We start from the raw sequence: 26,499 nt of genomic DNA, 5'->3' as shown, positions 1-26,499 counted from the left end.
TAATCTGAATAGACCGCCCAACGCCTTAAACATCACTACAAAAGATAAATTACACAAATAACAGCAGGAATTATAAATACATAGCCAAGTAATAATATCCGCCACATTTTAGGCGCTGTGCGAAGTTCCATGAAAACATCGGTAATTTGCTGCCCTTTAAGGAAAACAATTAATAATACAAAAGCAATTAAGTACTCTGGGGATTTTATAACCTGTCCGATATAAACTGAACTAAAGGTCAATATAATTAAAAGTAGCCAACTTATAATTGTTTGTTTCAAAGTGATCATAGTGTCATTACCGCCTCTTTAAATAACATAGATAAGTGGAAACAAAATAATCCATAACATATCAACCATATGCCAATAACTTGCACCCGATTCAAAGCCAGAGACGTCCTCTTGATAAGCACCTTTCTTAGCATTTACGCCAATAATAAGCAGAATAACCATACCTAAAAGTACATGCATAAAATGGAAGAAGGTAATAAGAAAATACAAAGTAAAAAAAGTATTTGTCTCTATATCAATGCCTATATTGAAGAGAAACTGATATTCCCAAATTTTTACTGCTAAATAAATACAGGCAATAACTTGTGAAATGACGAGTAAGTTAATTGATTGTTTAACTTGATGAAGATGAATAGCTCGAACAGATAAAGCAACAAATAAGCTGCTGGTGATTAAGGCAATCGTATTAATTAAACCCGCAATCGGGTGAAGCTTAGCTTTACTCGCAATGAACATATCACTATGTAATTGCTCAGTAATAGCAAAGCCAATAAAAAATATAGCAAAGACAGTAAGTTCAGCAAGAATAAAAAACCACATGGCTAAATCACCCGGCAGTCTTTTATTAACCATATTGTCAGCTACTTTAACCTCGCGAAGTTCTGAAGTTTTTGAAGTAATAACGCTGTTACTCATCAAAGTAAATTCTAGCAACATCCATTAAAGCATTAACCGTATCAATATCATCTGATAATGGTTCGGCTAAACAACAACGACAAACTTCGATAGGATTCATACCACTTGAAATCATTTTCGCTGCATAGATTAACAAACGTGTTGAAGCAACTTCATCGAGATCGTTTTTTTCTAAACGACGTAAAGCTTGGGCAAGTTCAACTAATTTAAAAGCTAAATGGGGATCAACCCCTGCTTCTTTAATTAAAATTTCTTGTTCTAATTCCGCAGTAGGGTATTCAAAGCGCAGTGCCACAAAACGCTGACGTGTACTTGGCTTCATACCTTTCAATAGATTTTGGTATCCGGGATTATAAGAAACAACCAGCATAAAACCGGGGGCGGCTTCTATTAACTCACCGGTGCGTTCAAGGGGTAATACGCGACGGTCATCAGCTAATGGATGCAATACAACGGTTGTGTCTTTGCGTGCTTCAACGACTTCATCTAAGTAACAAATGCCGCCTTCACGAACAGCCTTTGTTAACGGACCATCTTGCCAATAGGTGCCGTTGGGACCAATTAAATGGCGACCTACTAAATCAGCAGCGGTTAAGTCATCGTGACAAGAAACAGTATAAAGGGGTTTATTGAGTTTTTCTGCCATATGGGCAATGAAACGCGTTTTACCACAACCTGTTGGCCCTTTAATTAATACGGGTAATTGATGGTGATAGGCATATTCAAATAAGGAGACTTCATTCTTTTGTTCTTGATAATATAAAGAATCGTCAGTTTTGGTCGAAGGTTTAAGATTAACGGTGTTCATAAAAACTCAAAGGCGTAATTTAACTTAACGTTAAAATACGCCCTAAATGAGTTAGCTGCAAATTTGAATGGACCTTAGTTGATTCCGATCAATTGAGCATGAAAATAGCGATTAATTAGCCAAAAATTGCGCGCATTAAACCGATAGCTTGTTCAACACTTTTACCATTTTTAACCTGAATAATAATTGAGTCACGTTTACCCTGCAAGTACGCTGGAAGATCTTCTGAGGTAAGCGCTTTGTCCACTAATATTTCAGCTGACTCTTTACTACGTTTTTTAGGCGTCGCCTTTGACTTCGACTTCGCTTTATTAAGCATTTTTTCACGTAACTTAATGTAGTTTGAATTTGGTGCTAAGTCAGCATCAGCAAATAAAAACAAATCAATTAATACCGCACGATTTTTCCAAAGAATAAGTTCACGATTCTCTTTGTTGCCAGTAGCTTCATCTTGAGCGCTTTCTTCGCCCTCACTTACATCACTGTTTGCTTCAGCTATCTCTGGTTGTGCTTGATGCCACCATGCAAAAGTACGCATAGTACCAATCATGTCATGCCAGTAAGATGAAAAATCTGTGTTTTTTAGTTTAGCAATCGATAAGCCTTGGCAAAGAATATCAATTTTATTGTTATTTAATGCAATAAATTGATCCGGTCTGCGCATCGCTAATAGACGTGTAGCTACCGCTAAAGGCGCTTTTTCGCCTTGGGCTTTTGTTTGCGTATATTCTTTAAAGATTTGTTGGAAGTCGTTAACAAAACTTTGGTAGTTTGCATGACTTACTTCTCCAGTTAAAGGAATGTGCGCTAATGCTGCATCAAACTTTTCTGGCGACTGCTCAAGCAAGGTATGAAAAACTTTTGCACCTTTAGTGCCCGCAAACCATTCAACATCAAAATTATAAATGCTGTAGTCATGCTGAGTTGTGTGCTTACCAGAAAAAGCTAAACGGTCTTCAACAATTAAGTCTGCTAAAGGTTGTTGGCGAATTTCCTCAAGATAATTCAATAAACGTAAACGTTCATCTAAAGCATGAATCGTGCTTTGTTGTTCAATAAAACTGGCAAATATAGGCCAAGGAGCAATTCTAGCCATTTTAAACTGACTAAGCGTAAAGCCAGCTTCAAGAATATCTTGTAGCTTCTTAAGCGGTAAAAGTTGCTCATCTTCTAAAAGATCCTTATTAAGTTCTTCACGACATAGTCGGGCCAACTCGCCACACCAGCCCAGAAAATCATCTGGACGATGTGTCACTTTAACCGCCATTAAATTTAGGCTCAATGGCGTGACATATTTAAGGGCATTTTGATAAACCTGATTTTCAGCATCAGACAAGGGCATATTAACAGGTGAAGATAACAACTTTCTCATGAAACTATATAAACTCCGTATAAGGAATTATCACTAATAATACGGTTAAGCATAGATTAGAAATAATATAAAAAAAGCGTGAAAAATCCACGTTTTTATTAGGTATTGCAATTAAGTGTATCGATTATAGCAAATGAGGAGTGTTTTGTTGATTTAATCTGCGAAAAAAAACGCTAGCCAACTTTAATCTTTATGCATCTACACCACCCAACTTATAATTAGCATCGATAAAGCATAGCGTGTAGTTAAACGGAACGTTAAAATTGACGTGTAATGATTAGTTTTCAACAACACTTTATTATAAGTTATTATTCTGTTAATTTAAGTACAGAGCTCTTCGTAGTTAAGTTATCCCGTGGCAAGACATCGCTGATAGCGTTCACCAGGAAAAATGTAATCAGGCTCTTCTAGGGCTAACTGTTTAAACCATACGTTATTCAATAACAGTAACTACACCTTGCATTTTCGGATGAGGTCCACACTCATAAGGAAACTCTCCCACAAGTGAAAAACGTCGCTGATAGCGTTCACCAGGAAAAATGTAATCAGGCTCTTCTTGGGTTAACTGTTTAAACCATACGTTATGATACTGACGTTTTTCAATATTCTTCCAAATCACGGTATCACCGACATTAATGGTAATATGGGCGGGAATAAAGTTTTTCTTATATATTTCTACAACCACTTCTTTTGCATAAACTGAAAATTGAATAAATAGTATTAACATAATCACCAATAACTTTTTCATTAGCATATCCTCACTTTTAAATTTATAAAAAATCATTTAACAGTGCAGATATTACATTTTATATTTATGCCTAACCCTGTTCTATCTCAAGTTTATTACCTTTATTTATTCATTAATTTTATTCACAAAATCATACTAATAACGAGTAATAAAGAAGCGCTGAGGTTAAATATATTATAACTTTCTTATGATGATGGCGCAGTAATGAGCACAACATATATTATTAATATTGCCGCAGGAAAATTTTATTTATTCTGACAATAGCGCTATTTTAACAGAATCGATGAAATTAATAATATTGTCGTAAGCGGCTTAATCATAGATTTTAAAGATAGCAATAAAGAAAAAGTAAAAAAATAATTAAAACCTTATTCCAGTAACCACTACAGGAAAGGGTCAGAGGCTGTTATTATATCAGACAATTAAATATCCTTAATATAAGTAAACTACATGCCGATAAAACCTTTAGCACGCGTCACTATAGATCCTAGTTCTCCAGCAACTTCATGTGTTATTTGGCTACATGGGCTTGGAGATTCGGGTGATGGATTCGCTCCCATTGTTCCGGTATTAAATTTACCCAAGGCTCACGGTATTCGTTTTATTTTTCCGCATGCTCCTGAGCAAGCGGTAACAATTAACCAAGGCTATGTGATGCGTTCTTGGTACGATATAAAAAGTATGGACTTGCATAATCGAGCTGATATGTCTGGCGTACTTGAGTCTGAACAAGCCATTCACGCGCTTATTCAACAGCAGATAGATTCTGGTATTGCTGCCAATAAAATAGTACTAGCAGGTTTTAGCCAAGGTGGCGTTATTAGCTTATTTACCGGTCTTAGGTACCCAAAAGCCTTAGCGGGCATTATGGCTTTGTCATGTTACCTACCAACCGCAGATAAATTGCCCGACAACTGTCACATCGCCAATAAGCAAACTCCTATTTTGCAAAACCATGGTGAGCAAGATGACGTAGTACCAATGAGCTCGGGAAAAATGGCCAATCAACTATTGATTGATGCTGGATATAATACAAAATGGCAATCTTATCGTATGCCTCACAGCGTATTACCGGAACAACTTAGCGATATTTCAGCTTGGTTGGTGAATACCCTGTTAAAGTAATTAAGCTATAAATTAACTCAATAAAAATAAAGTCGGCATATTGTCGGCTTTATTCATTTAGGTCAGATAAGAAATAACACGTTAGTTATGAACGACCAACCTCCGACATTAACCCCTTGACTTTCATATCTAAAACTCTCTTTACCATTCACAGTGGCTATCCAGATTGGCCAAAACTCAAAGTGATTTTTTAATGGGTGAATAATTTATGCGCGTTATTTCAGCCAAATTTTTAACAAAGCATAATTTAAATAACATCGATGATTTAAAGTGACTACTGCTATTACATTTAGCAACACGTCTTTAAGCTTGGCAAGATTGGTTTTTACAACCTAATGCTTAAACGCCAACAAAACAAGGCATGCTGTTTGAACTAGTATCTATCATTGCTAAAGCCGCAACTGCAGAGTTAGGCATAGCTTTGCTCTCTAAGTTTCTTATTCGAAATCAGCTTGATAAAGTAGAGTTTTTACCTGCACTCGACTTACCTTTAACCAACAACTTTGGATATTATTGGGTTACTCCCTTTGAACAAATAACTTACCCCCATAATCGCTTTCATAAAATGGTTCTTTATACCGGCTAAAAGCTAAAAAGTCAGTGTTCTGTCATTCAAAGCTATAATAAAATCGCTCATTGCCATAGCGCCCTGATGCCCTAATGCCGTGTAACAAGAATGTCAATGAACAGCCATCCTGAATATAAAAAAGCTCCAAAGTTGCACTTTGGAGCTCAGTAAATAACCCATTGATAATAATGTTTATAGCGGTGTTAAAGTTTAACGGCGTTAATTTCTGCGTTATCGTTATCAAGTGCTAACTTATAGCCAAATGATACATGATGGTAACGAGCGCTTGAATAATCATCATGTATCGCGAAGCCAAAGTTATATACTGCACCTGCGGCAATACTGACATCACCCACTTTGTCAGATTTAAGCTTACGTTTAATGACCACAGACCAAGTACCATTTTTCAATGACGCTTCAACTTCCGCGCCTTGACCTCCATGCATATTACGTTCAGCTAATATTTGACCATCTTCAACTTCTTTGCTGCCAGATTTATAGCGAACAATATCCATGTATTTATTTTCAGCTTGCGCAGCATCAATATCACTCTGACCTTTCAATTTATCCCAACCACCCAATGCTTTATCACCACGGCCTTTTATTTCTAATTCAGTACGCGACTCTTTCAAGTACTTAGTAACACCTGAATTTAAATTTAAGCGTGTAGCGATATCTGAGCCGATGAGCTCCTCTTTTATCGGCGCATAAGGCATAGAGTTAGCGTCAGCATGGCAGGTTGCCCAACACCCAGCACGGTCAGCATATTCAACATCGTCCGTTGCTAACATAAAGGCTAACTTCATTGGGTTATCAGGATCCATTTTACCCCCTTCAACAAACGGAACTGGCGCATGATCACCGTCAGCCCAACTAAACCTCAAATATAAGCTTTCATCATCATGGCTAGCATCAATTGTTACGGGGAAACTTCCTCGCTTACCCGGTATTATGTTTGGCTCAAGTTCCTTCTCACTTTTACCTGAAACAATATTTTCACCAATATCAGCAATTTCTTTACCATGACATTCAATACAACGGTCACCTTTACTAAAAGCACGTTTACCACCATGAGACCGGCCTAATATCCATTCTAACGATGCAGTTCCCGGATAAAAAACGCTAATATCTGTGGATTTTGCTTTTGACCAATCAACATTAATCGTGCTGCTAGAACTCGTCGCTAAAGCATTATCAGTTATTGCTTTATTAGCGGTTGAATTAGTACCTGCATTGGTTAATGCTGCTTGAACTGCTTGTTCAATTTTTTCATCTATCTTCGCTTTCTCAGCAAGGTCTGCTTCCTTGATATCTGCAGCATCTTTGGATTCTTTTGCTTCTACTCGCGCTAAACCATCAAGGTACATTTGCGGTACTTCGCGAATAAATTCAGGGTTTGGTGCTTCAAGAGCTTCAAGTGCTTCATCTGACAATTGATCTCTCACACCATGGTGAGCAATACCTTTATGACAATCAATACAGGTTTGCCCTGTTTCAAATGCATTTAAATGCTGCTTGCGGGCCCGAGGTTTTTGATATTCTGGATTCATAGACTCAAAATTATGACAATTCCGACATTCTCGTGAATCAGTATTTTTCATCGCTTTCCAAACACTCTGAGCAAGTTCAAAACGATGTTCATTAAATTTTTCTTTGGTATCTAATTTACCCGTTAACCAAGAGAATACTTCTTTAGAGGCTTGTATTTTACGCACCACTTTGTGGATCCAAGGTCTAGGTACGTGACAATCAGGACAACCCGCTCTTACGCCAGTTCTATTTGAAAAATGTATGGTGGGTTTATATTCCTGATAAACATTGTCTTCCATTTCGTGACAGCCGATACAAAACTCTGTGGTGTTTGTTGCTTCCATCGCGGTGTTAAAGCCACCCCAAAAAACAATACCGACAACAAAAAAGAGCACAGCTCCGGCTACTGTTGTACCCAGCAGGAGTCGACGAGACCAAAAGCTAGGTTTAGTTATTGTGTTATTTACCATAATTAACTCGTAGGAATAAAGCGAAAAATTAAACAAAGAGTGCGAGTACAACGGCTGTTGCACTCGCATTATTAGTCAAATGACTAATTAAGTTTTGTGGTTCATACGATTATGAACGTTAAACTTACCAGTAGGCGTTGTTAAACCCTTGATACGATGTAACTCTTTAAGCGTTTTTGCATCGTAAATTACAATCTCACCCGTAGGGTTTCTAGCATCTTTACGATTCCAAACAGATACCCAAACTTCAGTACCGTCATCATTAAACTCCATATGCAGTGCCGCTTTACCTGGCTCTGTTGTTACACGGATAGTTTTAACGATTTGGTGAGTATCTTTATCAAATACTTGTACTGATTGTTGAACTTCTGGCTCAGGATGTTTCAACTGATCAGCCCAAACATATTGTGAAGTTTCATGGGTACGGATAAATGCACCAGCACCATCTGTTTCAACTTCATAGCAAAGTTTCCAAGCTTTATCAGGATGACCCATAGGATCATTGCCCCATACTGATACTAGGCCAACACCTAAGTGAGTTGTGCCACCAACAGGACCACATTCTTTATCAATCCAGTTAGCGCCAGGACCAGGATGCGGTAATGCATCAACTTCAATCATCGCTTCTAACTTACGTTCAATAGTATCAATCACAACCATTTTATTTGAAGCATTAGCCGCAATTTGGAAGTAACGACCAGAGGGATCAAAGAAACCATCATGCAAAAATTCTGCTGAAGCAATACTAGTAATGGTTAAGTTATCTAAGTCGGTATAATCAACTTGTAGCATTTGACCAGTTTCTTTAACTGCCACGATAAATGAAGACGTTAAAGGCGAAGTGTAAATAGCAGCTACACGTGCTTCATTGATGAATTCACCTTTAGTATTGTAACCACGAGTAGATACAACTTTAAGTGGGTTTAATGTTACTGCATCCATAATAACGAAATGCGCAGGCCAGTAACCTCCAGCAATTACGTATTTTCCATCGCCAGAAACTGCGATATCACGAGCGTCATAAGCCATTTTAGTTTCAGCAACTAACATTTTGTCAGGCGTTTGCCATAAATCAATTTTATTTACTTTACCGTCACGACCAATGGTGTACCAAAAACGTCCAATATCTTTTGCATGGTCAACTTTATGATGTTCTGTACCTTTAATGACATGTACTGCGTAACCCGTATCGAGGTGAGCAATAATTTTCTTAGTATCACCATCAATAATGGCGGCAGTACCTGCGTCACGTTCGATAACAACAAAGAAGTTTTTCCAATTTAAACCATGCATTGGTTTAGTTGGATAATCTTTCGGTGCTACATATTCTTTGGTGTAAGAGCGCATTTGCGCTAAAGACATTTCTGGAGGAATAGGTGGTTCCATCTGAATGAAGGTCGCTAAATTAGCTATTTCTTCTTTACTGAATAAATCGTCAAAGTTATTCATACCACCTTCAGTACCTAAAGAAATAATCTTCTCTAAACGTTGCTGGCCTTTTTTTAAAGTATTTTCAGGCTCTAAATTTTTGCCTGTTGCGCCTTTACGCAAAGTACCATGACAACCAGCACAGCGTTGAAAGTATTGTAATTTCGCTTTATCAAAGTCAGCCTCAGACAAAGTCGGCTCTGTTGCTGATACAGACAGACTAATACCAGTAACGGCCATTCCTATTGCTAAACCAAGTGCTGACAAGCCATATTTAATTATTTTCATCGTCATTCTCCAGATATTTTTACGAGCTTAATGTTTTGGATAATTCTTATTTTTTCAGTGTTCTACTCTAATTTTATTTTTATTAGAATTTCGGTTATTTCGCTTTAATAAAAGTCGAAACTGAAACACCAATAAACAAATTCGTCGTTGTTAACGTTCTGGTCTACGCGCTTTATTATTGAAAGCAACTTAAAATCAATTACAAGAAAAAGTGTTAGTCCAGTAAACAAATGTAACTATTCATTACTTCAGGAATAAATAACCTGATTCAGATCAAGTTTTAAAAGTTTTAGTCATCAATGAATTTGCAACTTGATCAAGGTCAATAAATCAGGCGTTTTTAGAAGACTTAAGCTATTTTCGTATTAGAATCACCACAGAAACCAACTACTTAACCACATTAATTTTAGGGGTATTATTTATGAATAACCGCACTAAGTCTTTACTATATGCCGCCACTATTGGTTTGATTATTGTTGCTATTTTTTTAGGCTTTTTATCAAGCATGGCCAATCCAGTTTCTTGGGTATTAATTGTTGTGCTAGCACTGGTACCTTTGATTTATAAGAAAACAAATCAAAGCAATCAGCTGGAGTGGCAAGAAGAATATAGCGTCGGCATTGAAAGTTTAGATAATGATCATAAAAAACTGATTAACTTACTTAATCAGTTCACTACTGCCTATGACTATGCGATGAGTGAAGATTTTGAACGTCAAGCATTGAGTAATTTAATTGCTTACACAAAATATCATTTTGAACGAGAAGAAAATTTACTTGTTGAGCATAATTTTATTGATGTTGAAGCCCATAAAAAACAACATAAGGTGATGATAGCTCAAGTTGAATCATTCGTTAGCTTGTATGATGAAAAAGGTCATGACGCACTATCTGAAGTCAGTAGTTTCTTAAAAGAATGGTTAATTAATCATATCAATGGCACCGACAAAGAATATACCCAGTGCTTAACAGCACATGGCGTAAAGTAAGAAGTATCCAAAAATATTACTCAAAAGAAATCTCTATTATTGTAGAAATTATTGCTAGTGATCGGCCGCTTTATTACGTTTGTTTGTTTATCACCTAAAGAATAGTGTTTCAGAGTAAAAGCAATAAAGGTTCAATTTAAGCCTTGTTGATTTTACACCAGGGTAAGGATTATTCTCACTCAATGTATTGACGAATAAAACTCAACACACATAACCTGAGTATTGCCTTATTTTAACACTGCTGCCTGACTCTCCTACTGCATCGATATAAACAGAAGTGTCGATAACATCGATGCAGAGAATGATAATGCAGGCACGCCACTGCACTATTTCGTACCTTGATGTAGCTATTCAGTTTTTTATCAGAATCAAAACTGATCGTTGACGAACAAAGATACACTCATCCCTTGAAAGATAGGCTGTCTAAAAATAGCCATCATGAACATAAAAGCCTATTCATAATAGGCTTTTTATTCATCTTAAGTTCTTGTGTTAATATTTTTCTAACTTAAGCTACCAAGCATACTTGATTTGTACTGAGCCATTAATGCCCGCCGCAGCTAAGGTATCTAATAGTGGATCATTCGCTTCAAATCCGTTTACGTCAGACCAATGAGCGTATTTTTTGTCCGTTATATTATATATTGCTGCAGCTAAAGTTATTTTATCGCTAAAACTGTAATTAACCACCAAGTCAAACGTTGTATAGCCAGACGTTGTAGCTAACTTATTGTCGGGATCATCAATATCTGATTTTCCATCAACTAAGCTGGCATTAAATGCAATAGATGCATTTTCATCAGCACTTAACCATTGCACACCAAGTAGAGCATGATTGGGTTGTATTTCATTTAATGGTTGCTCTGTATCTTTATTTTCACCATCGCTCCAAAATAAATTACCATAGGCAGTTATACTATTATTGCTATTAAAAACATTATCAAATTTACCTTTGTAGCTAAGTTCAACGCCATAGATTTCTGCATTATCAATATTTTGAGATTGAAATATTAATCGTTGCACTGCTGGATCAAACCCTAAGTTAACTTTTGTTTGAATAAAGTCTTTATAATCATTTAAAAAGCCAACCAAGTTAAATGTATGTTGTTCAATATCAACGCTATAACCTATTTCATAGCCATGAGTTTTTTCAGATTTTAAATCGGCGTTTGGAATGGCTCGCATTTTAAACATTGGAATGTCTAAACCAATATTAGCGTCTTCAAAAGGGGGAGCTCGAAAACCTTTAACGTATTGAAGATAGACTTTGCTGTTATTATTTATTTGATAAACAACACTCAATTTAGGTGAAAAACTATCTTCACTGATATAAACAATTTCAGTAGCAGGATTATCTTCTAAATACATAACATCAGGTTTAGGTGTTAATTTATAACGATCATAACGAATCGCCGGAATAATGGTGAAATTAGTACCCTCTATGGCAATTTCATCATTAATATAAATACCTAACTCTTTAACCTCTGAAATAGGAAAGTCTCTTACAGGAAATACCTCAGATAAAATGTTATTTGTTGACACACCTGTGGCTATATTAGTTTGTACACCGTTTCGCATTTCTTTAGTTTTACTCTTATTTAACTCTAAGCCATAACCAATATGCTGAGTGGTACCACGAGTATCAATATTAGTATAAAAATTAAACCTTAATCCTTGCACTTCTTGTTCATAAAAAAAGTCTCTGTCATAAAGGTACTCTTTACCCCTAGATACCCTGCTTTCATCAGTGAGTTGTTGTGTTTCAGTATTTTGATCATAAAGTCGAATATAACCACCTTCTAACCAATCATTTTCTAAAACAAAATCATAAGTTACTAAAAAATTTTCGCGAACAGTTTCATCATCACCTAGTAATAAATGAGTTGACTCAAAACGCCCTAACCCCAAAATTGCACGCATATCACTTTGGCTATCACGTGAAAAGTAATCATAACTAAAACTGATTTCTTGGTTGTCTGATATTTCATAATAGTACTTAGCAAGAAAAGACTGAGTTTCGTTATCTTGAATATCTTTAGCTAAATCTGTTGATGTGTTGTGATCAAACTCATGGCCTTTGCGCAAAGACCCTGAAAATAGCGCACTAGACTTACCATAAGCAAAAGCTGTATTTAAAGAAATAGCCTTACTGTCATCAATTGAGTAATAACCTGTTTTTAACCCCAAATAGACATCTTTGTCTGTTTGGCTGAGTAAATCAGATGGTTTTTTAGTCACATAAGAAATCACCCCACCTATCGCATCACTGCCATATATACTTGACGCAGGTCCTCGTAGAATTTCAACTTGTTTTATCAAATCAGGGTCGATCATGTTTCTGCCTGAGTTTGAATAGCTACCGACATTAAATTGTTCTGCAACCGGTACTCCATCTATTTCTGTTGCAATACGATTACCGGAAATGCCACGAATCGCAATATTTGAATCACCGAACCGACTGCCAGAATTAATAACATTGATACCCGCTTGATAACGAACAAGATCAGCGATATCGTGCACTAATTGTTTATCGATTGTCTCGCTATTAATGACTGAAACAGCACCGACAACGTCTTGAATTTTTCGTGGTGTTTTCCCAATAATAACGAGAACTTCAGTTTTTTCATCAATGCCTTGATGAATAACATCGTTGTTGTTTGCTATAGCAAAATGTGACGGTAATAAAATAGCTGTTAACGCTATATTAATTAATGACTTTTTATACATGTTAACTTCCTGTATGACCATAAAGTAGTAAAAGTGCTTTAATAATTCATCAGCAAAATTTTTGTATTTTATCCCAATGCAAATAAAATAATTCAACTGCCAAGTACATTATTTTGAAAATTCCAGCACTTCATATGAGTAATGTGGCGATTATAAATTAACGAAAAAGAAAAATGATGATCTTAAACAATACATACATACACAATGGTTGGCTGGAAAGGCTATTTGTTAAAAATTAGATCTACATCATGTTTTGAGATAAAGAAGGATGTTTATAGCTTATTTATTTAACATAAAATGCAATTCATCTCTTTGTTCTTTGAATGATGGTCATTACAGGAAAACGCTATCAAACGACAATATACTGGAGTTTTTTATTGATATAGCGATAAAAGGGATGTTATGACTTAGCATGTGACTGGGCGAAAGATTACCGCAAAACTGGCCGAGTGTTTTGCATAAAACGTCACAAATATTAAAAATCGTGCCGATGTAAAACTAGTATTAACGCACTTAATTTTGAGTAGGCACTTAGCTGAAGATTAAACATTAGGGTAACGCAAAAGACATTACTGAGCATAGACAGACTCAGTAATATCAACCTACTTGAACTTCCCTTTTCTTCGGCGCCATCTTTTCAATTGGCGTATATAAGCGTCTTAATAAGACTTAATGAGTATGTAGTCACTCAATTGCATAAGCATAAATATCTTAACTAAGAGATAAATAGAGTTATCCTTGAATACCTGCTTTTATTAATACCGCACTATTGGGGAAACCGTCGGCGATTAAATTATGTTGTAATTGATATAAACGAATAGCTTTACGACTTTTTGGTCCCCAAATACCATCAGGTTTTCCAACGTCAAAACCTAACGTATTAAGCTTTTCCTGAAGCGCTTGTAGTTCAGCAGGCTTGTATAATACATCCTTATCTTGAGCACTGACCTTTAAGCCGCTAGCCCCTTGAATACGGTTAGCTAACAAGCCAACAGAAAGCGCATAATTCTCAGACAAATTCCACTTCATAATAACATTAAAATTAGGGTAGACTAAAAATGCAGGTCCACCAGCGCCAGCAGGTAAGACTAACTCAGCATCAATTTTATAATCAGATAAAGCAGTACCATTAGCACGTGTTACGCCTAAAGCTTTAAAGGTTGCTAAGGGATAGAACTGATCAAACTCGACTTGTTGAAAAGCAAAGTTTTTTGGCAGCTGTACTTGACGACCCCAACGCTCTTTTTCTAACCAGCCAATGCTATTTAAGTAATTAGCCGCACTCGTTAACGCATCGGCTTCACTTTGCCAAACATCTATTTTACCGTCATCATCGCCGTCTAATGCATACTTTCTCAATGCTGAGGGCATAAACTGCATATGCCCCATGGCTCCGGCCCAAGAACCAGCGAGTTGCTTGGTGGTGACCGTTTTATTATCGATCAAATGAAACAGATCAAATAATTCAGCGGTAAAGTATTCACTACGTCGCTCATCACAGGCCAATGTGGCTAAAGAGTTTAACACCGACATTTTCCCTTTGTTTCTACCAAAGTTAGTTTCTAAGCCCCAAAAAGACACTAAGTACTGTGCAGGAATGCCGTATTTTTTAGACAATTTGTCAAACAGCTCTTTATGCTCAGCTAATTTCTTTCTACCGGTTTGGATGTGATAATTAGTTAAGCGTAATTTTAAATAATCAGCAAAGCTTTGACTAAATTCAGGTTGGCGTTGATCGAGCTCAATCACGCGTTTTATCGGCGCAAGCGCTGGAATAATATCATTAACAATATAGCCTGAATAACCAGCAGATTCGGCCTTGACCTGCAAACTATTGATACATAGAGTAAAATTATTATTACCCGAAGCATTCACTACTAAGGGCAATGTTGTTAATGAAACAAAAACTAACTGGGAGAAACGTTTAATAACGGATGACATAACAGAAAAACCTTATAAAAAATTGAATAAAACATCGAAAAATATAACCAAGTTCACTTTAGCAAATACTAACTGTCGCACCCAAGGAAAAATTAACGTAAAATGCAGATCATATGTAACAAATTCTCTTAACAATATCATTTAGGAACGTCATGAAAAAAACATTCAACATCACTCACCCAAAAATTAAAGTTGCTCGCTTATTTGAAGGTGTAAAACATGATGTGAAAAAATACATAAAAAGAGAAAGAAACAAAAAGCTGCCTGCTGGCGTTGATTTTTGGGATTTTGACTCTAAATATGGTATCACCGAAGCAGACGCAGAAGTTGTACACTTATCTGCACTTAATAAACATATCGACGAAGCTGAAAAGCTTGGCTTAACTTCATTCTATGTAGAGATCGTCGTAAAAGAAGGTTTCCGTTCAGTAAAACCGCTTGGTGAAGACGAAGACTTCGACGAACTTGACGAAGAATAACTTCAAAGCCGATTTAATTAAATAATGAAAATACCTAAAAGACTACAACCCCTGGTTGACGATGGACTGGTTGACGAAGTAATCAGTCAATTAATGAGTGGCAAAGAAGCAACTGTATATATGGTACGTTGTGGCGATGATATTCGCTGTGCGAAAGTATATAAAGAAGCCAATAAACGCAGTTTCAAAAAAGCCGCTCAATACCAAGAAGGTCGAAAAAGCCGTAATAGCCGTCGCGCACGCGCGATGGAAAAAGGCTCAAAGTATGGCAGAAAACAACAAGAAGATGCTTGGCAGAATGCCGAAGTTGAAGCCCTTTATACGTTAGCTGCTGCTGGTGTACGAGTGCCTCAGCCATTTGGTTGTTTTGAAAGTGTGCTGTTAATGGAACTGATCACCGACGGTGAAGGCGACGTTGCACCGCGCTTAAATGACATAATATTGCCACGTGAACACGCCATTGAAGACCACCTTATCATGATGAATTATGTAAAGATCATGCTTTGCGAGGGTATCATTCATGGTGATTTATCAGAATTTAATGTCCTAGTTGACGAATACGGTCCTGTTATTATTGACTTACCACAGGCTGTAGATGCCTCAGCCAACAATAATGCCAAAAGCATGTTACTGCGCGATGTTGAAAATATTACTGATTATTATGCTCAATTTGCCCCAGAATTAGCAAAAAGTAAATATGCTCAAGAAATGTGGGTCTTATATGAGAAAGCAGAATTATCACCAGAAACCGAGTTAACGGGCCTATTTAAAGAAGACACAAAATCGGCTGATGTTGATACAATATTAGAAGAAATAAAAGCAGCATTTGCTGAAGAACAGGAACGATTAGAGCGAATTAGTGATGCTGATGAGTTAGATTAATCTATTCTTATCAGTTAGTAACAGTCGTTGTAAAAATACCAAGTACTTCATCATCCGTTAGAAATCGACTTTGACCTACAGGTAGATTTTCATCCAAGAATAAGTTTCCGATGGCTTGTCGATGCAAGCCTATAACGGGATTACGAAACCGACCAAACATCCGCTTAATTTGATGATAACGCCCTTCAATTAACTTAACTTCAGCAATATATTGATTAGTTTGTTGGCCTACAGTATTACTGATAATTGTTAATTTTGCTGGCTTAGTGGTGATATTTTCAAATTCAAAATACATCCCTTGTGCAAAAGCTGACTGATAGTCATCTGTTAACGGGTTTTGTAAAGTGACTTGATAGCACTTTTCTACTTTATGCTCTGGGGACATAAGTCGTTCAGACCAACGACTGTCGTTGGTCAGTAACAGTAACCCGGAAGTATTTAAATCGAGTCGACCAACAATATGTAAGTTGTCTTTTTCTTCGTTACCACTGTCGCTAAATAAGTTTTGCTCGACAAGTAGGTCTATGACCGTTTTGTGTTGTTTATCTATCGTTGCACTGACTACACCAATAGGTTTATTAAGCATTATATAGAGCGCACGATTATCTTGTAAAATGTGACCATCTAGAGTGATTTTTGAGAACTTATCAATTCGTTGGCCAATATCATCTGCAATAATAGTATCTACCGCTATACGCTTTTTCGCTAACATTAAGCGCACAGCTCTGCGACTAACGCTGCAATTTTCACTAATGAAACGGTCGAGACGAGCAGTACTTAATGACATAAATAGGCATTCATTTTATCTGGGGATTAGAATTATTGATATTTTAGCCGCTTTTGATTCAAAAAATAGCGCAAACCTGTAGATAAGTTAACGAACCAGTTTAAGTATTGTTGTCTGCTTAACCGCTTCAGCTTCAACTTTAATCGGTTTAATATCAACACGTTCAGCAATGAGTTTGTTATTTTTAAAGCGATCGAAATGAGCTTGCTTAACTTGCATTTGATGACAAAATTGATGAAAAGCTGCGTAATCTTTTCGATTAAATTTTTCATTCTCTCTTGTTAACAAACCATCTATGTAGGCGTTATCTCCATTTACTGTTAAATTGGCGATCGCCGTGTAGGGTTTACCATATTCATCAACACGTATTGCTCGTACGGTTTTTATTTCAAAAATCCAATCATCAACTTGTACAAATCGAGGCATTGATTCTATAGGGATACCGTCAGTGGGTTTATTGCTCATAATAGTTTTCGACTGCGTATTAACTAATAAAAATTCCAACTGTTTATTATCTACAGTTGGAAATTAGGGACTATAATTCTAGAGAGATATGGCTTATTTTTCAACCATTAATTGTTAATTTTTACAGCCGCAAGGTAGGTTTTTAGCTCGCTAGCACTGATTTCAGCGTCGGCATTTTTATCGATGTCTTTAAAATGCTTAACTAATTTTTCATCTTTGCTCGCAATAACTTCTGCTTCATTAAGCAAACCATTTTTATCTTCATCGAACTGAGTCAGTATGGCCGGTGTACTTTTTGCTACATTGTCTACCGACAACATTTTAGTTGCCACAGGTTTAATTGCTGCTTGATCAGCAATAGGAATATCTAGGCTTGCAACTTTATCTCCTGCGTTGACAAAATACGAAGCTAAGGCACAAGTACCAACAAGTAGAGTCACTTTTGTTAAGCTAATAGAATTCATTTTAATTCCTTTATTTATAGAGTTCATCGGGTTATTTTAATGATTGTAATAATATCATTAACGACACTGCAGGAATCGAACCAAAAGTATAAAGCACTGATTTAATTCAATTAATGATAAAATCAAAATAACTAAGCCGCCTAAAGTGTCGCCATTAAGCAACAGATAAAACAGCCCGAAAAAAAGAAAAAAAACAAAATCGTTAATAATTCAGAAAATAACCGATGTAAAACAGTGACTAACTTATAAAAGTCATAACAAAAAACATTCTAGTATCATCTAAAGTACTGTCTCAAATAAGCGACACGCTTGTTTTTTATCTTAATAAAACTAAAATACACTCCTGATTAATACTTGTGATATCTATGAAAAAATTTAGCTTGTCCGAACTTTTTGCAATAAATTTGTATTCGATTAGAAAACTAAGCATTTTAGGTTTTACTTTTGTTGCATTTCCGCTAGTCATAGCGTTAATTTATAGCGCAAATCAAGTCACTGAGCTTTCCCAACAAAGTACATCGGCTATCTTTAATGTTGCTGAACTCGTTAAAACAAACCGTGAAATTAACTTTACCTTAGCTAAAATGGAACGCAGTGCTGGGCAATTTATCATTCTAAAAGATCAAGATTTATTGAGTGCTTATTTAAAAGACGAACAAGTTATCTTAAAAGCAATGGCAAGTAATAACCTCTTTAAAAGCAACCCAAGCTTACGCTTGCTCAGCACAGAGTTTTCTCAAGCGATTGAGTACCTGCATAGCTACTTAACGCGGCACCCTCTAGAAGAATCGTCATTAACATTGTTACAAGAACAATTTACCCAACTAGTTTCGATACGAAAAACAATAGCCGAAGAAAGTAATAACTTACTTGTTTTACAAGTAGAACAGGTTAAAGATTCAGCCAACGGTGTTAGACACGATATGCTGAAAAGCTTACTTATCATTCCCTTTACTTTGCTTATCGCCGCAATTTTTATCTATTTAATCACTAAACCGCTCAAGCAATTACTCAGTAAAATACATCATTTAGCATTAGGAGACTTTGAAAAAAAGGTCACTTTACATGGCTCACCTGAGATGACAGAAATTGCTGACGCCTTGGAAGTGATGCGCAAGCGCTTGCATGCTCTGGAGTTACAAAAATCGAGTTTTATTCGTCATATTTCCCATGAACTAAAAACGCCACTTGCCGCCATTAGAGAGGGAACAGAATTACTGTACGATAACAGTGTTGGTGAGTTAAACCCCGAGCAGCAAGAAATATCTAACATTATCCGTAGCAGTGTTACCCGCTTGCAACGTTTAATTGAAGACTTACTTGACTTTAATATTGTGCTCGACTCGACCAGTTTACAAGATACTGAAATTGTTGATTTATCATTGTTAGTTACTCAGGTATTACAGCAAAGAACTTTAGATATTAAACAGAAAAACTTAACCATTGACTATAAAAACCACGCAATACAACTCAAGGTCAATGCCAAACAATTAAGTGTTATTTTAGATAACCTCTTATCCAATGCGATAAAATACTCGCACGACAATAATGTTATTAACATTAACTGTTCACTTGATAATAGTCTGTTGTCGATAACCGTTATTGACCAAGGTCGCGGAATAGCCAGTAGCCAAAAAGAAAAAATATTTGATGCTTTTTATCAAGGAACACCGGCAAAGAATGCCAAAATAAAAGGTAGTGGTTTAGGTTTAACCATAGTAAAGGAGTTACTGATGCGCTTAAATGGCACCATTAATATAACCAGTAACACAGGTAAAAATAGTGGCACTGCCATGACAATAACCTTGCCTAATGCTTTTCTAACAAAAAAAATGAGTGGAGTATCAGTGTAATGTTATATTTATTTTATAGAATACTCACTGTTAGTTTTTTACTGTTATTACTGCCCGTGTTAACGGGTTGTCAGTTACTAAACAGCGACAATAAAAGCCATCACATTAACAGTGGCCCCCTTGATTATACAGAATATTATTTGTCTTTAGTCGAGTTAAACCAAGCACAAATTGCCGATAAAATACACCAACATCAATTAGTTTCGTTAGCCGAGAGCATGTTAATCAAACAAGATAAAAATAACAGTGCTGAAACTATTGAATGGCAATTAAAATCAGCACTATTTTTTGCTCTACCTCATTCACCGGTTCACAATCCGTTTACCGCAAAAAGTAAATTAAATCAGCTGTCGCTTATTACCCTGAGTAAAAACAATCTAAGCCAAAGCGACTTTGCCTTTTTTAGTATGTTAAAAACACAACTCAACCAGCAGATATTACAACTGAATGAACTATCGCAAGAAAAAAAGGCGCGACAGCTCATTAAGCAAGCCTATCAAGATCAACAACAACAATTAGAAGTGTTAAAGCAGCAAATAAATCAGCTGAGAAAAATAGAACATAATATTAATGAGCATGGGCAGTAAAAATGATGGTTTCAACAAACAGCAAAAAATTCGATCAGCAAAAAAGTGAAAAAATACTACTTGTTGATGACGATCCCAGTTTATTAAGATTACTTGGTATCCGCTTATCTGCTGCGGGTTATCAAATAGAGTCAGCAAACAGTGCTAAAATGGCTTTAGGTATTTTAGAAACATTTCATCCGCAATTAGTGATCAGCGATTTACGTATGGAAGGTATGGACGGTATGGCATTATTTGAAAAAATCCGTCAGCAACAGCCTAATTTGCCCGTCATCATTATGACCGCACACGGCACGATACCCGATGCTATTAGTGCGACTAAGCAAGGCGTATTTAGTTTTTTAACCAAACCTTTTGAAAGCCAAGAATTACTCTCTACTGTGCAAGAAGCCATTCGCTTACAACCACAAAGTAGCGCTCATAATACCGACAAAAAAGCCGATATTTGGCGCAAGAAAATAATTAGCCGAAGTGCCGTTATGTCTTCGTTGTTACAGCAAACTTATCAAGTTGCCCAAAGTGACTTTAGTTTATTGATCCATAGTCCCAGTGGTACAGGTAAAGAACTCCTGGCAAAAGCCGTGCATTTAGCAAGTAAGCGTCATGATAAAAAATTTACGGCGATTAATTGTGCGGCAATACCTGAACAATTACTCGAGTCGGAGTTATTTGGACACTGTAAAGGTGCTTTTACTGGCGCAGATAAAAATCATCAAGGGCTTTTCCAATCAACCCATGGCGGTACGTTATTTCTTGATGAAGTCGGCGACATGCCGATGAGCTTTCAAGTTAAATTATTACGCGCCTTACAAGAAAAAGAAGTGCGCCCAGTCGGCAGTGCCCAGTCAGTAAAAGTCGATGTCCGTATTATTGCCGCTACCCATAAAAATTTACAACAAGCCATCATAGATAAAAGCTTTCGTGAAGATCTTTACTACCGCTTAAATGTTGTGGAACTCACTTTACCAGCCCTGTCTGAACGACGTGAAGATATTCCTTTGCTTGCCCAGCACTTTTTAACAGTCGCGATTAAAAGTACCAGTCATAAAATAAACGGCTTTAGCCAAGCCGCGATGGAGATTTTAATTAGGGCTGAATGGCCCGGTAATATTAGACAATTACAAAATGTTGTTGAGCAATGCGTCGCTTTATCTACCGAGCCATTAATTAGTGAGAGTTTAATTAATAATGCTTTACGTAATGAAAGTGCACAGCTGCCTTCTTTTCAAGAAGCGAGAGAGCAATTCGAGCGTGACTACTTAGCAAAATTACTAAAAACCACCGAAGGTAATGTTTCACAAGCCGCAAAAATAGCGCAGCGAAACCGAACAGAATTCTATAAATTATTGAAAAAACATCACTTAAATGCCGAATCATTTAGAGTAGATAACAACATGATTTCACAAGCATAGCCGAGCATAACTAAACGATGAAAAGCTTACACTTAACCAACTTTTTTCCTTATCAGCTGACGCAACTACAAGTAAAAGTGAGTGATAACATTGCTGACATTTACACAGGAAGATTTGAGCTTTCTCGTCAAGAATGGCGAGTGCTAGCCAGCTTAGGTAACGGAGAGTTATTATCCGCAAAGCAGATAGGTGAACAAACTAACTTAGAAAAAATGCCGGCGAGCCGGGCAATAACAAGGATGCAAGCTCAGGGATTATTGGTTAAAAACACAGATAAATCCGATAAACGCTCTTCGCTATTAAAACTAACCACGCAAGGTTTGGCGATATATCAACAGTTAATACCTATGGTGCTAGCTCGTGAGCAAGAACTATTATCGGTATTAAGTGCTGAAGAAAAAAATCAGCTAGCTAATATTATTGAAAAATTAACTTTAAAATCAGTGGATATAGCGAATCAATAACAATGACAATTGTCGCTGATAATGACTAGCCAAACTCACCATTAAACAGCCTAGGTGAAATTGGCAGACAATAAATACCTACCGTAGAGCTTAGGTTTTATCGGCTGTTATTGAACGACTCATTATTAATTAAAAAGAAGAAATTGCCGTCACTAAAGTGTCAGTAACTTCAAAAAATGCCTCACCAGATCATCGTTAATACCATCAGATAAAATAGTCTGGCAACAAAATTTTTCTGATAATACGACATGTTTTACCTCTGAACTCAAAGGGCTGGGTCAAAATATAGAGTAAATGACGTTGCGTTAAACCCGTCGAACGATTAAAGCTAACTAGCCATGAACTATAGATTTAATACTCTAACTGTTGACAAGCTATATTAATAGTCTCAAAATAACGACCATAATTGATTAGGTGCTCAATATTTATACTTTAACAAGGTATGAATTAGAGATAATCGGGAAGTTAGTACATGCTATGCATAATTCTAACGCTGCCCCCGCAACGGTAATACTTTACGCTATGTAAAGTTAAGCCCGGAGACCGGCCTAAATGATATCGAATGACTTGCAGTGCGGTGGGCGCTACGGAATTTAATGACATTAGCAATAGCTAGTTGTCATGATCCTTCCGTACCTCCCTCAAAATTTTTTGAGGTTATTATTTTTTCTTATTTACGAAATATCTTTGTTCCTTTACTCATAGCGATGCCTGTATTTGCGCAAGTAGAAGACGTGTCAACTGACGATATAGAAGTCATTGAAGTTGTTAATGATCAGTCATTTAATACACCTAATTATCAAGTATTACATCGCGAAAGCTTTATATACTCATCGCAAACGCTTGCCGATATTTTACAGTCGATAAATGGCATTCAAATTCGCCAAATAAGTGGAATTGGTAATCCTGTCTCTGTTTCAATTAGAGGGTCGAGTAGTAAGCAGGTCCAACTTTATATTGATGGTCAACTGATTAACGATAGCCAATTTGGTGGTTTTGATTTAAACCAGATACCCACAGAACAAATTGAAAGTATTGAAATCAGTAAAAATCAAGCGATTGGTACCGGCGCTACCCCTATAGGTGGTGTTATTCGCATTAACACTTACAACCCCACTGAAGACTCCAGTAAATTAACCTTGGCCACCGGCTCATTTGGCTATCAAGAAGTTAATGCGCTTTATAATAAAGCATTTAAAACTCACAGTCTGTCTTTTGGTGGTCATTATATTAACAGTGACAACGATTACGATTTTATCGTTCCAGCGGGCTTTAGTAGTAGTGATACGTCTGACAGACAAGCATTAAGAAATAATGAATTTACAAAGAAGTCTTTTTTTATAAACGACATATTCCAATTTAATCAACATCAGATCAGGGTCAATGTACAATATAACGATCAAGAAAAAGCCCTGCCTAATTACCAAAACAACTCCCCTGAAAACAATTCGACGTTAAACTCTGACAACTTACGCTATAGCTATCAACATCAATGGTTAAGCAAATCCCCTTGGCTAAATTCAATTGAATTTGAAGCCTACGCTGAAAATAAAGATGAGCGTTATATTTCAAGTCCCGACTCGATAAAACTTGATATCAATGATTATGAAACAACAAAAAAACATATCGGCTTTAAACCTTACCTTACATGGAACGAGTTTAATCTAGTGCCATTTGTCAGTTTTAATAAACAAAATTTCAGCTCTGTTAGCGAACACAACGGAAAACCAACACAATGTAATGGTATAGCGTCATGTGATATTTCAGCAAAACAAGAACAACTCAACATAGGCTCTCGCATTGAATGGCAACCCGAGTCACTCCCCATAGAAGTGTATGCATTGTTGAGTAACCTACAAGAGAAAAATTCAAACATAGCGATTAATCAATCCAGTGCAGCTAAGTTTGTAGCCAATGATAATTATCAAACAACTGAAGTCGGGTTAAGCTTTAAGCAAGGTAATTTAAAAGTTACCAGTAACTTAAGTAATGGTGTGAGAACACCGACATTATACGAATTATTTGGTGATAGAGGCTCCTTTAAGGGTAATGATAATTTATTGCCAGAAGAAGCAAAAACACTCTCAATGGGTGGGCAGTACCTTTACAAAAGTCTGTCTATATCTTCATCTATTTACCAACAAAAATTAGAAAATTCAATTGTCGCCATTTTTAACTCAAGTAATGTCGGTAGCTATAGAAATGTCAGTAATGCAGACTTGTTAGGCATTGAAATTCAAACAAATTATCAATTATTAACACAATTATCTTTCGCACTACAAGCCAATATTATAGACAGTGAAACCACATCAAAATTTGTCGCATTTAATAAGAAGAAACTACCTGGTATATATCATCAACAGTACAGCGTAGCGTTGAAATACAAGGTAAATTCCGCATGGAATATGTCATTTAAAGTAAGTAAAGATAAAGACTTGTACTTCAATCTCATTAACAGAATTGAAAATAATAACGGTCATGTAGGTAATGGTAATCCAGCCAACCGCACCGTATCAGATTTTTCAGTCAACTGGAAAAAAGGCAAACATAGAATATCTTTTGCCGCCAATAATTTATTTAACGATAAATACCAAGATCTTGCGAATAGAACATCGCAGGGTCGCAGCTTAAAAATAAAATACACAATTAAGGGATTTTAAATGTTAACTAGCTTTAAAAAACACATATTACCATTAAGTTTAGTACTGAGCACTGTTGCTCTTGCAGGCTGTGGCGGAAGTTCAAAAAGTAATGTCGCACCAATAGTTACCGGCGCAAGTAGCCCAACGATAGAAGAAAACAGAACATCAGTTGGCACCTATAATGCTACTGATGCCGATGGCGACGCTATCGTACTTTCACTTACGGGTAATTCAAGTGGTTTATTTAGCATCACACAAAGTGGTGAATTAAGCTTTATAGAGGCTCCTGATTTTGACAGCGGTGAAGTCGGTCCTTTCGCTGTCACAATTGTTGCAACGGATGACAGTAAAAAGAACTTAACCGGTGAATTGGCTATTCAAGTGAGTGTCGGTGATGTGAAAGACACACCATCATTCGCGGTTGTTCAAACAGTTGCACCTGATTTTTCAGGCTCTGAAGTTGTGACCTTAGACCCAATTACAGAGCAAGTCACCAAAGGCTATTATATTAAAGATGCCTCTGACTATACTGTTCGTAGCTACAATAAAGACGTTTTTCACATTGGCCGTTATAACATTGATTCTATTTCAAAATATAATGCTGATGCCCTTGATACAGAAGTTTGGTCATATACAACCCAAGATACCGGCGATTCAAATACTCGTAATCCCTATGACTTAGTGTCGGTCAATGAAAGCAAAGCTTATCTTTTACGTTACGGTTCAGACAAAGTTTGGATTGTTAATCCTCAGGCAACACAATTTGAAGATTTCAAATTAGGTCAATTAGATCTATCTAGCTACATCGCTGATAACAATAGTAATGGCACACCAAACCCTGCCTCTGCGACAATTGCTGACGGTAAACTGTTTATTGCTATGCAACGTTTATCAGACTCTTTTTCACCAAACACAGCTTATGTAGCCGTTTTTGATACAGCGACAGACCAAGAGATTGAAACAAATGCTGATGAAAATGATAATCTTAAAGGTATTCCGCTTCAAGGCTTAAACCCACTGGGTCATAGTATAGTGAGTCAAGGCGATACGGTATATGTTACAACACGTAACTCATATAGCAGTACTGACTTAACCTCTAGTCGCATCGAAGCGATAGCGACAAGTGATTATAACTTGAGCAGTGTTTTGTCTGCTGCAGATATTGAAAATAATACCGGTGCTTTTATTGGTTCAAGTGTCGTTGTATCCGAAACAAAAGGCTATTTTGTTGCCAGTGAAACATTTTTTACGCCAAGTTATTATGAGCTTTCAACGGTATATACCTTTAACCCGACAACGGGTGTTATTGCTAATGAAAAGGTAGCGGCTACGGGCACCGAACAAATTAGCTATATTGCTTTAGATGCTGCCAACTTTCTTTGGCTTAGCGTAAGCAATCCAGAGAAGCCAGGCGTTGATGTTATAAATACTGAAACTAACCTTAAAGCATTTCCAAGACTTGCAACAGAATTAAACCCATCTGCAATTGCCTTTATTGAATAAGATTCTCTTAAAGGTAAGACATTAAGAAATAATTTGATTTAG

General features: G+C 36.6%; 23 protein-coding genes, 1 pseudogene and 1 riboswitch. Of the genes and pseudogenes, 11 read left to right on the top strand and 13 right to left on the bottom strand.

Annotated elements, in window-relative coordinates; translation table 11 throughout:
* Nucleotides 1–35 precede the first annotated feature (35 nt).
* The 5 genes from H4J69_RS20460 to H4J69_RS10545 form a co-directional block, all read right to left on the bottom strand.
* Nucleotides 36–290: a cytochrome C oxidase subunit IV family protein gene (locus tag H4J69_RS20460; protein ID WP_182216457.1), complete on the bottom strand. Its 255-nt coding sequence runs from the start codon at nt 288–290 to the stop codon at nt 36–38.
* Between the two features lie 18 nt (nt 291–308).
* Nucleotides 309–926 carry a cytochrome c oxidase subunit 3 family protein gene (locus H4J69_RS10560; protein WP_259366341.1) on the bottom strand — a complete coding sequence of 206 codons (618 nt, stop codon included), beginning with the start codon at nt 924–926 and terminating at the stop codon, nt 309–311.
* Nucleotides 919–1,734: a CbbQ/NirQ/NorQ/GpvN family protein gene (locus H4J69_RS10555; RefSeq protein WP_182244214.1), complete on the bottom strand. Its 816-nt coding sequence runs from the start codon at nt 1,732–1,734 to the stop codon at nt 919–921. Before H4J69_RS10555 ends, H4J69_RS10560 begins: the two co-directional genes overlap by 8 nt.
* Nucleotides 1,735–1,849: 115 nt before the next feature.
* The gene (locus tag H4J69_RS10550) at nt 1,850–3,106 is read right to left on the bottom strand and encodes a hypothetical protein (protein WP_182244213.1); all 1,257 of its coding nucleotides are present in this window, start codon (nt 3,104–3,106) and stop codon (nt 1,850–1,852) included.
* Nucleotides 3,107–3,539: 433 nt separating this feature from the next.
* The gene (locus H4J69_RS10545) at nt 3,540–3,854 is read right to left on the bottom strand and encodes a plastocyanin/azurin family copper-binding protein (protein WP_259367744.1); all 315 of its coding nucleotides are present in this window, start codon (nt 3,852–3,854) and stop codon (nt 3,540–3,542) included.
* Nucleotides 3,855–4,304: 450 nt separating this feature from the next.
* Between H4J69_RS10545 and H4J69_RS10540 the strand changes: the two genes are divergently transcribed.
* Both H4J69_RS10540 and H4J69_RS10535 read left to right on the top strand, forming a co-directional pair.
* Nucleotides 4,305–4,979 (top strand): alpha/beta hydrolase, encoded by a 675-nt coding sequence (locus tag H4J69_RS10540; RefSeq protein WP_182244212.1) that lies wholly within the window; start codon nt 4,305–4,307, stop codon nt 4,977–4,979.
* 361 nt (nt 4,980–5,340) lie between these two features.
* A complete protein-coding gene (locus tag H4J69_RS10535; RefSeq protein ID WP_182230263.1) occupies nt 5,341–5,565 on the top strand; it encodes a hypothetical protein in 225 nt (74 codons plus the stop codon).
* 185 nt (nt 5,566–5,750) lie between these two features.
* Here the strand turns inward: H4J69_RS10535 and H4J69_RS20170 are convergent, their stop codons facing one another.
* The 3 genes and pseudogenes from H4J69_RS20170 to H4J69_RS10525 form a co-directional block, all read right to left on the bottom strand.
* Nucleotides 5,751–6,992, bottom strand: coding sequence for an ethylbenzene dehydrogenase-related protein (locus H4J69_RS20170; RefSeq protein ID WP_404842395.1), 1,242 nt, complete (start codon nt 6,990–6,992; stop codon nt 5,751–5,753).
* Between the two features lie 3 nt (nt 6,993–6,995).
* Nucleotides 6,996–7,547: pseudogene (locus H4J69_RS20165) on the bottom strand (NapC/NirT family cytochrome c); the annotation flags it as partial.
* Nucleotides 7,548–7,634: 87 nt separating this feature from the next.
* Nucleotides 7,635–9,263 carry a cytochrome D1 domain-containing protein gene (locus H4J69_RS10525; RefSeq protein ID WP_182216678.1) on the bottom strand — a complete coding sequence of 543 codons (1,629 nt, stop codon included), beginning with the start codon at nt 9,261–9,263 and terminating at the stop codon, nt 7,635–7,637.
* 421 nt (nt 9,264–9,684) lie between these two features.
* Between H4J69_RS10525 and H4J69_RS10520 the strand changes: the two genes are divergently transcribed.
* Nucleotides 9,685–10,251 carry a bacteriohemerythrin gene (locus tag H4J69_RS10520; RefSeq protein WP_182216676.1) on the top strand — a complete coding sequence of 189 codons (567 nt, stop codon included), beginning with the start codon at nt 9,685–9,687 and terminating at the stop codon, nt 10,249–10,251.
* 513 nt (nt 10,252–10,764) lie between these two features.
* Here H4J69_RS10520 and H4J69_RS10515 read toward each other — a convergent pair.
* Together H4J69_RS10515 and H4J69_RS10510 are read right to left on the bottom strand one after the other, a co-directional pair.
* Entirely contained in the window at nt 10,765–12,978 is a 2,214-nt protein-coding gene (locus tag H4J69_RS10515; protein ID WP_182216675.1) for a TonB-dependent hemoglobin/transferrin/lactoferrin family receptor, read from the bottom strand.
* Nucleotides 12,979–13,710: 732 nt separating this feature from the next.
* Entirely contained in the window at nt 13,711–14,919 is a 1,209-nt protein-coding gene (locus H4J69_RS10510) for a lytic murein transglycosylase (protein ID WP_182216673.1), read from the bottom strand.
* Between the two features lie 152 nt (nt 14,920–15,071).
* Between H4J69_RS10510 and H4J69_RS10505 the strand changes: the two genes are divergently transcribed.
* Both H4J69_RS10505 and H4J69_RS10500 read left to right on the top strand, forming a co-directional pair.
* Nucleotides 15,072–15,398, top strand: coding sequence for a DUF6172 family protein (locus H4J69_RS10505; protein WP_070375914.1), 327 nt, complete (start codon nt 15,072–15,074; stop codon nt 15,396–15,398).
* Between the two features lie 24 nt (nt 15,399–15,422).
* Nucleotides 15,423–16,280, top strand: a complete 858-nt coding sequence (locus H4J69_RS10500; RefSeq protein WP_182216671.1) for a PA4780 family RIO1-like protein kinase — start codon at nt 15,423–15,425, stop codon at nt 16,278–16,280.
* A gap of 10 nt (nt 16,281–16,290) precedes the next feature.
* Here H4J69_RS10500 and H4J69_RS10495 read toward each other — a convergent pair whose 3' ends face one another.
* From H4J69_RS10495 to H4J69_RS10485, 3 genes are all read right to left on the bottom strand, one after another.
* Entirely contained in the window at nt 16,291–17,067 is a 777-nt protein-coding gene (locus H4J69_RS10495) for a pseudouridine synthase (protein ID WP_182216669.1), read from the bottom strand.
* An 87-nt stretch (nt 17,068–17,154) separates the two neighbouring features.
* Nucleotides 17,155–17,532, bottom strand: a complete 378-nt coding sequence (locus tag H4J69_RS10490) for a hypothetical protein (protein ID WP_259364990.1) — start codon at nt 17,530–17,532, stop codon at nt 17,155–17,157.
* A 107-nt stretch (nt 17,533–17,639) separates the two neighbouring features.
* Complete coding sequence (locus H4J69_RS10485; protein ID WP_182216667.1) at nt 17,640–17,996, bottom strand: hypothetical protein; 357 nt, start codon at nt 17,994–17,996, stop codon at nt 17,640–17,642.
* 365 nt (nt 17,997–18,361) lie between these two features.
* Between H4J69_RS10485 and H4J69_RS10480 the strand changes: the two genes are divergently transcribed.
* The 6 genes from H4J69_RS10480 to H4J69_RS10455 all read left to right on the top strand — a co-directional run bounded on the left by H4J69_RS10480 (nt 18,362) and on the right by H4J69_RS10455 (nt 26,457).
* A complete protein-coding gene (locus tag H4J69_RS10480) occupies nt 18,362–19,849 on the top strand; it encodes a cell wall metabolism sensor histidine kinase WalK (protein ID WP_182216666.1) in 1,488 nt (495 codons plus the stop codon).
* On the top strand, nt 19,849–20,436 hold the full coding sequence (locus H4J69_RS10475) for a hypothetical protein (protein ID WP_182216664.1): 588 nt from the start codon (nt 19,849–19,851) through the stop codon (nt 20,434–20,436). Before H4J69_RS10480 ends, H4J69_RS10475 begins: the two co-directional genes overlap by 1 nt.
* 2 nt (nt 20,437–20,438) lie before the next feature.
* Complete coding sequence (locus H4J69_RS10470) at nt 20,439–21,848, top strand: sigma 54-interacting transcriptional regulator (RefSeq protein ID WP_310733515.1); 1,410 nt, start codon at nt 20,439–20,441, stop codon at nt 21,846–21,848.
* Between the two features lie 17 nt (nt 21,849–21,865).
* Nucleotides 21,866–22,312, top strand: a complete 447-nt coding sequence (locus H4J69_RS10465; RefSeq protein ID WP_070375908.1) for a MarR family winged helix-turn-helix transcriptional regulator — start codon at nt 21,866–21,868, stop codon at nt 22,310–22,312.
* A gap of 395 nt (nt 22,313–22,707) precedes the next feature.
* Nucleotides 22,708–22,879: riboswitch (cobalamin riboswitch) on the top strand.
* 29 nt (nt 22,880–22,908) lie between these two features.
* A complete protein-coding gene (locus H4J69_RS10460; protein WP_259367743.1) occupies nt 22,909–24,972 on the top strand; it encodes a TonB-dependent receptor in 2,064 nt (687 codons plus the stop codon).
* Nucleotides 24,973–26,457: a cadherin repeat domain-containing protein gene (locus tag H4J69_RS10455; RefSeq protein ID WP_182244211.1), complete on the top strand. Its 1,485-nt coding sequence runs from the start codon at nt 24,973–24,975 to the stop codon at nt 26,455–26,457.
* Nucleotides 26,458–26,499: the final 42 nt, after the last annotated feature.

Source organism: Colwellia sp. BRX10-9, from assembly GCF_014077405.1.
Lineage (GTDB): Bacteria > Pseudomonadota > Gammaproteobacteria > Enterobacterales > Alteromonadaceae > Colwellia_A.
This window is presented reverse-complemented; position numbering and strand designations above follow the sequence as displayed.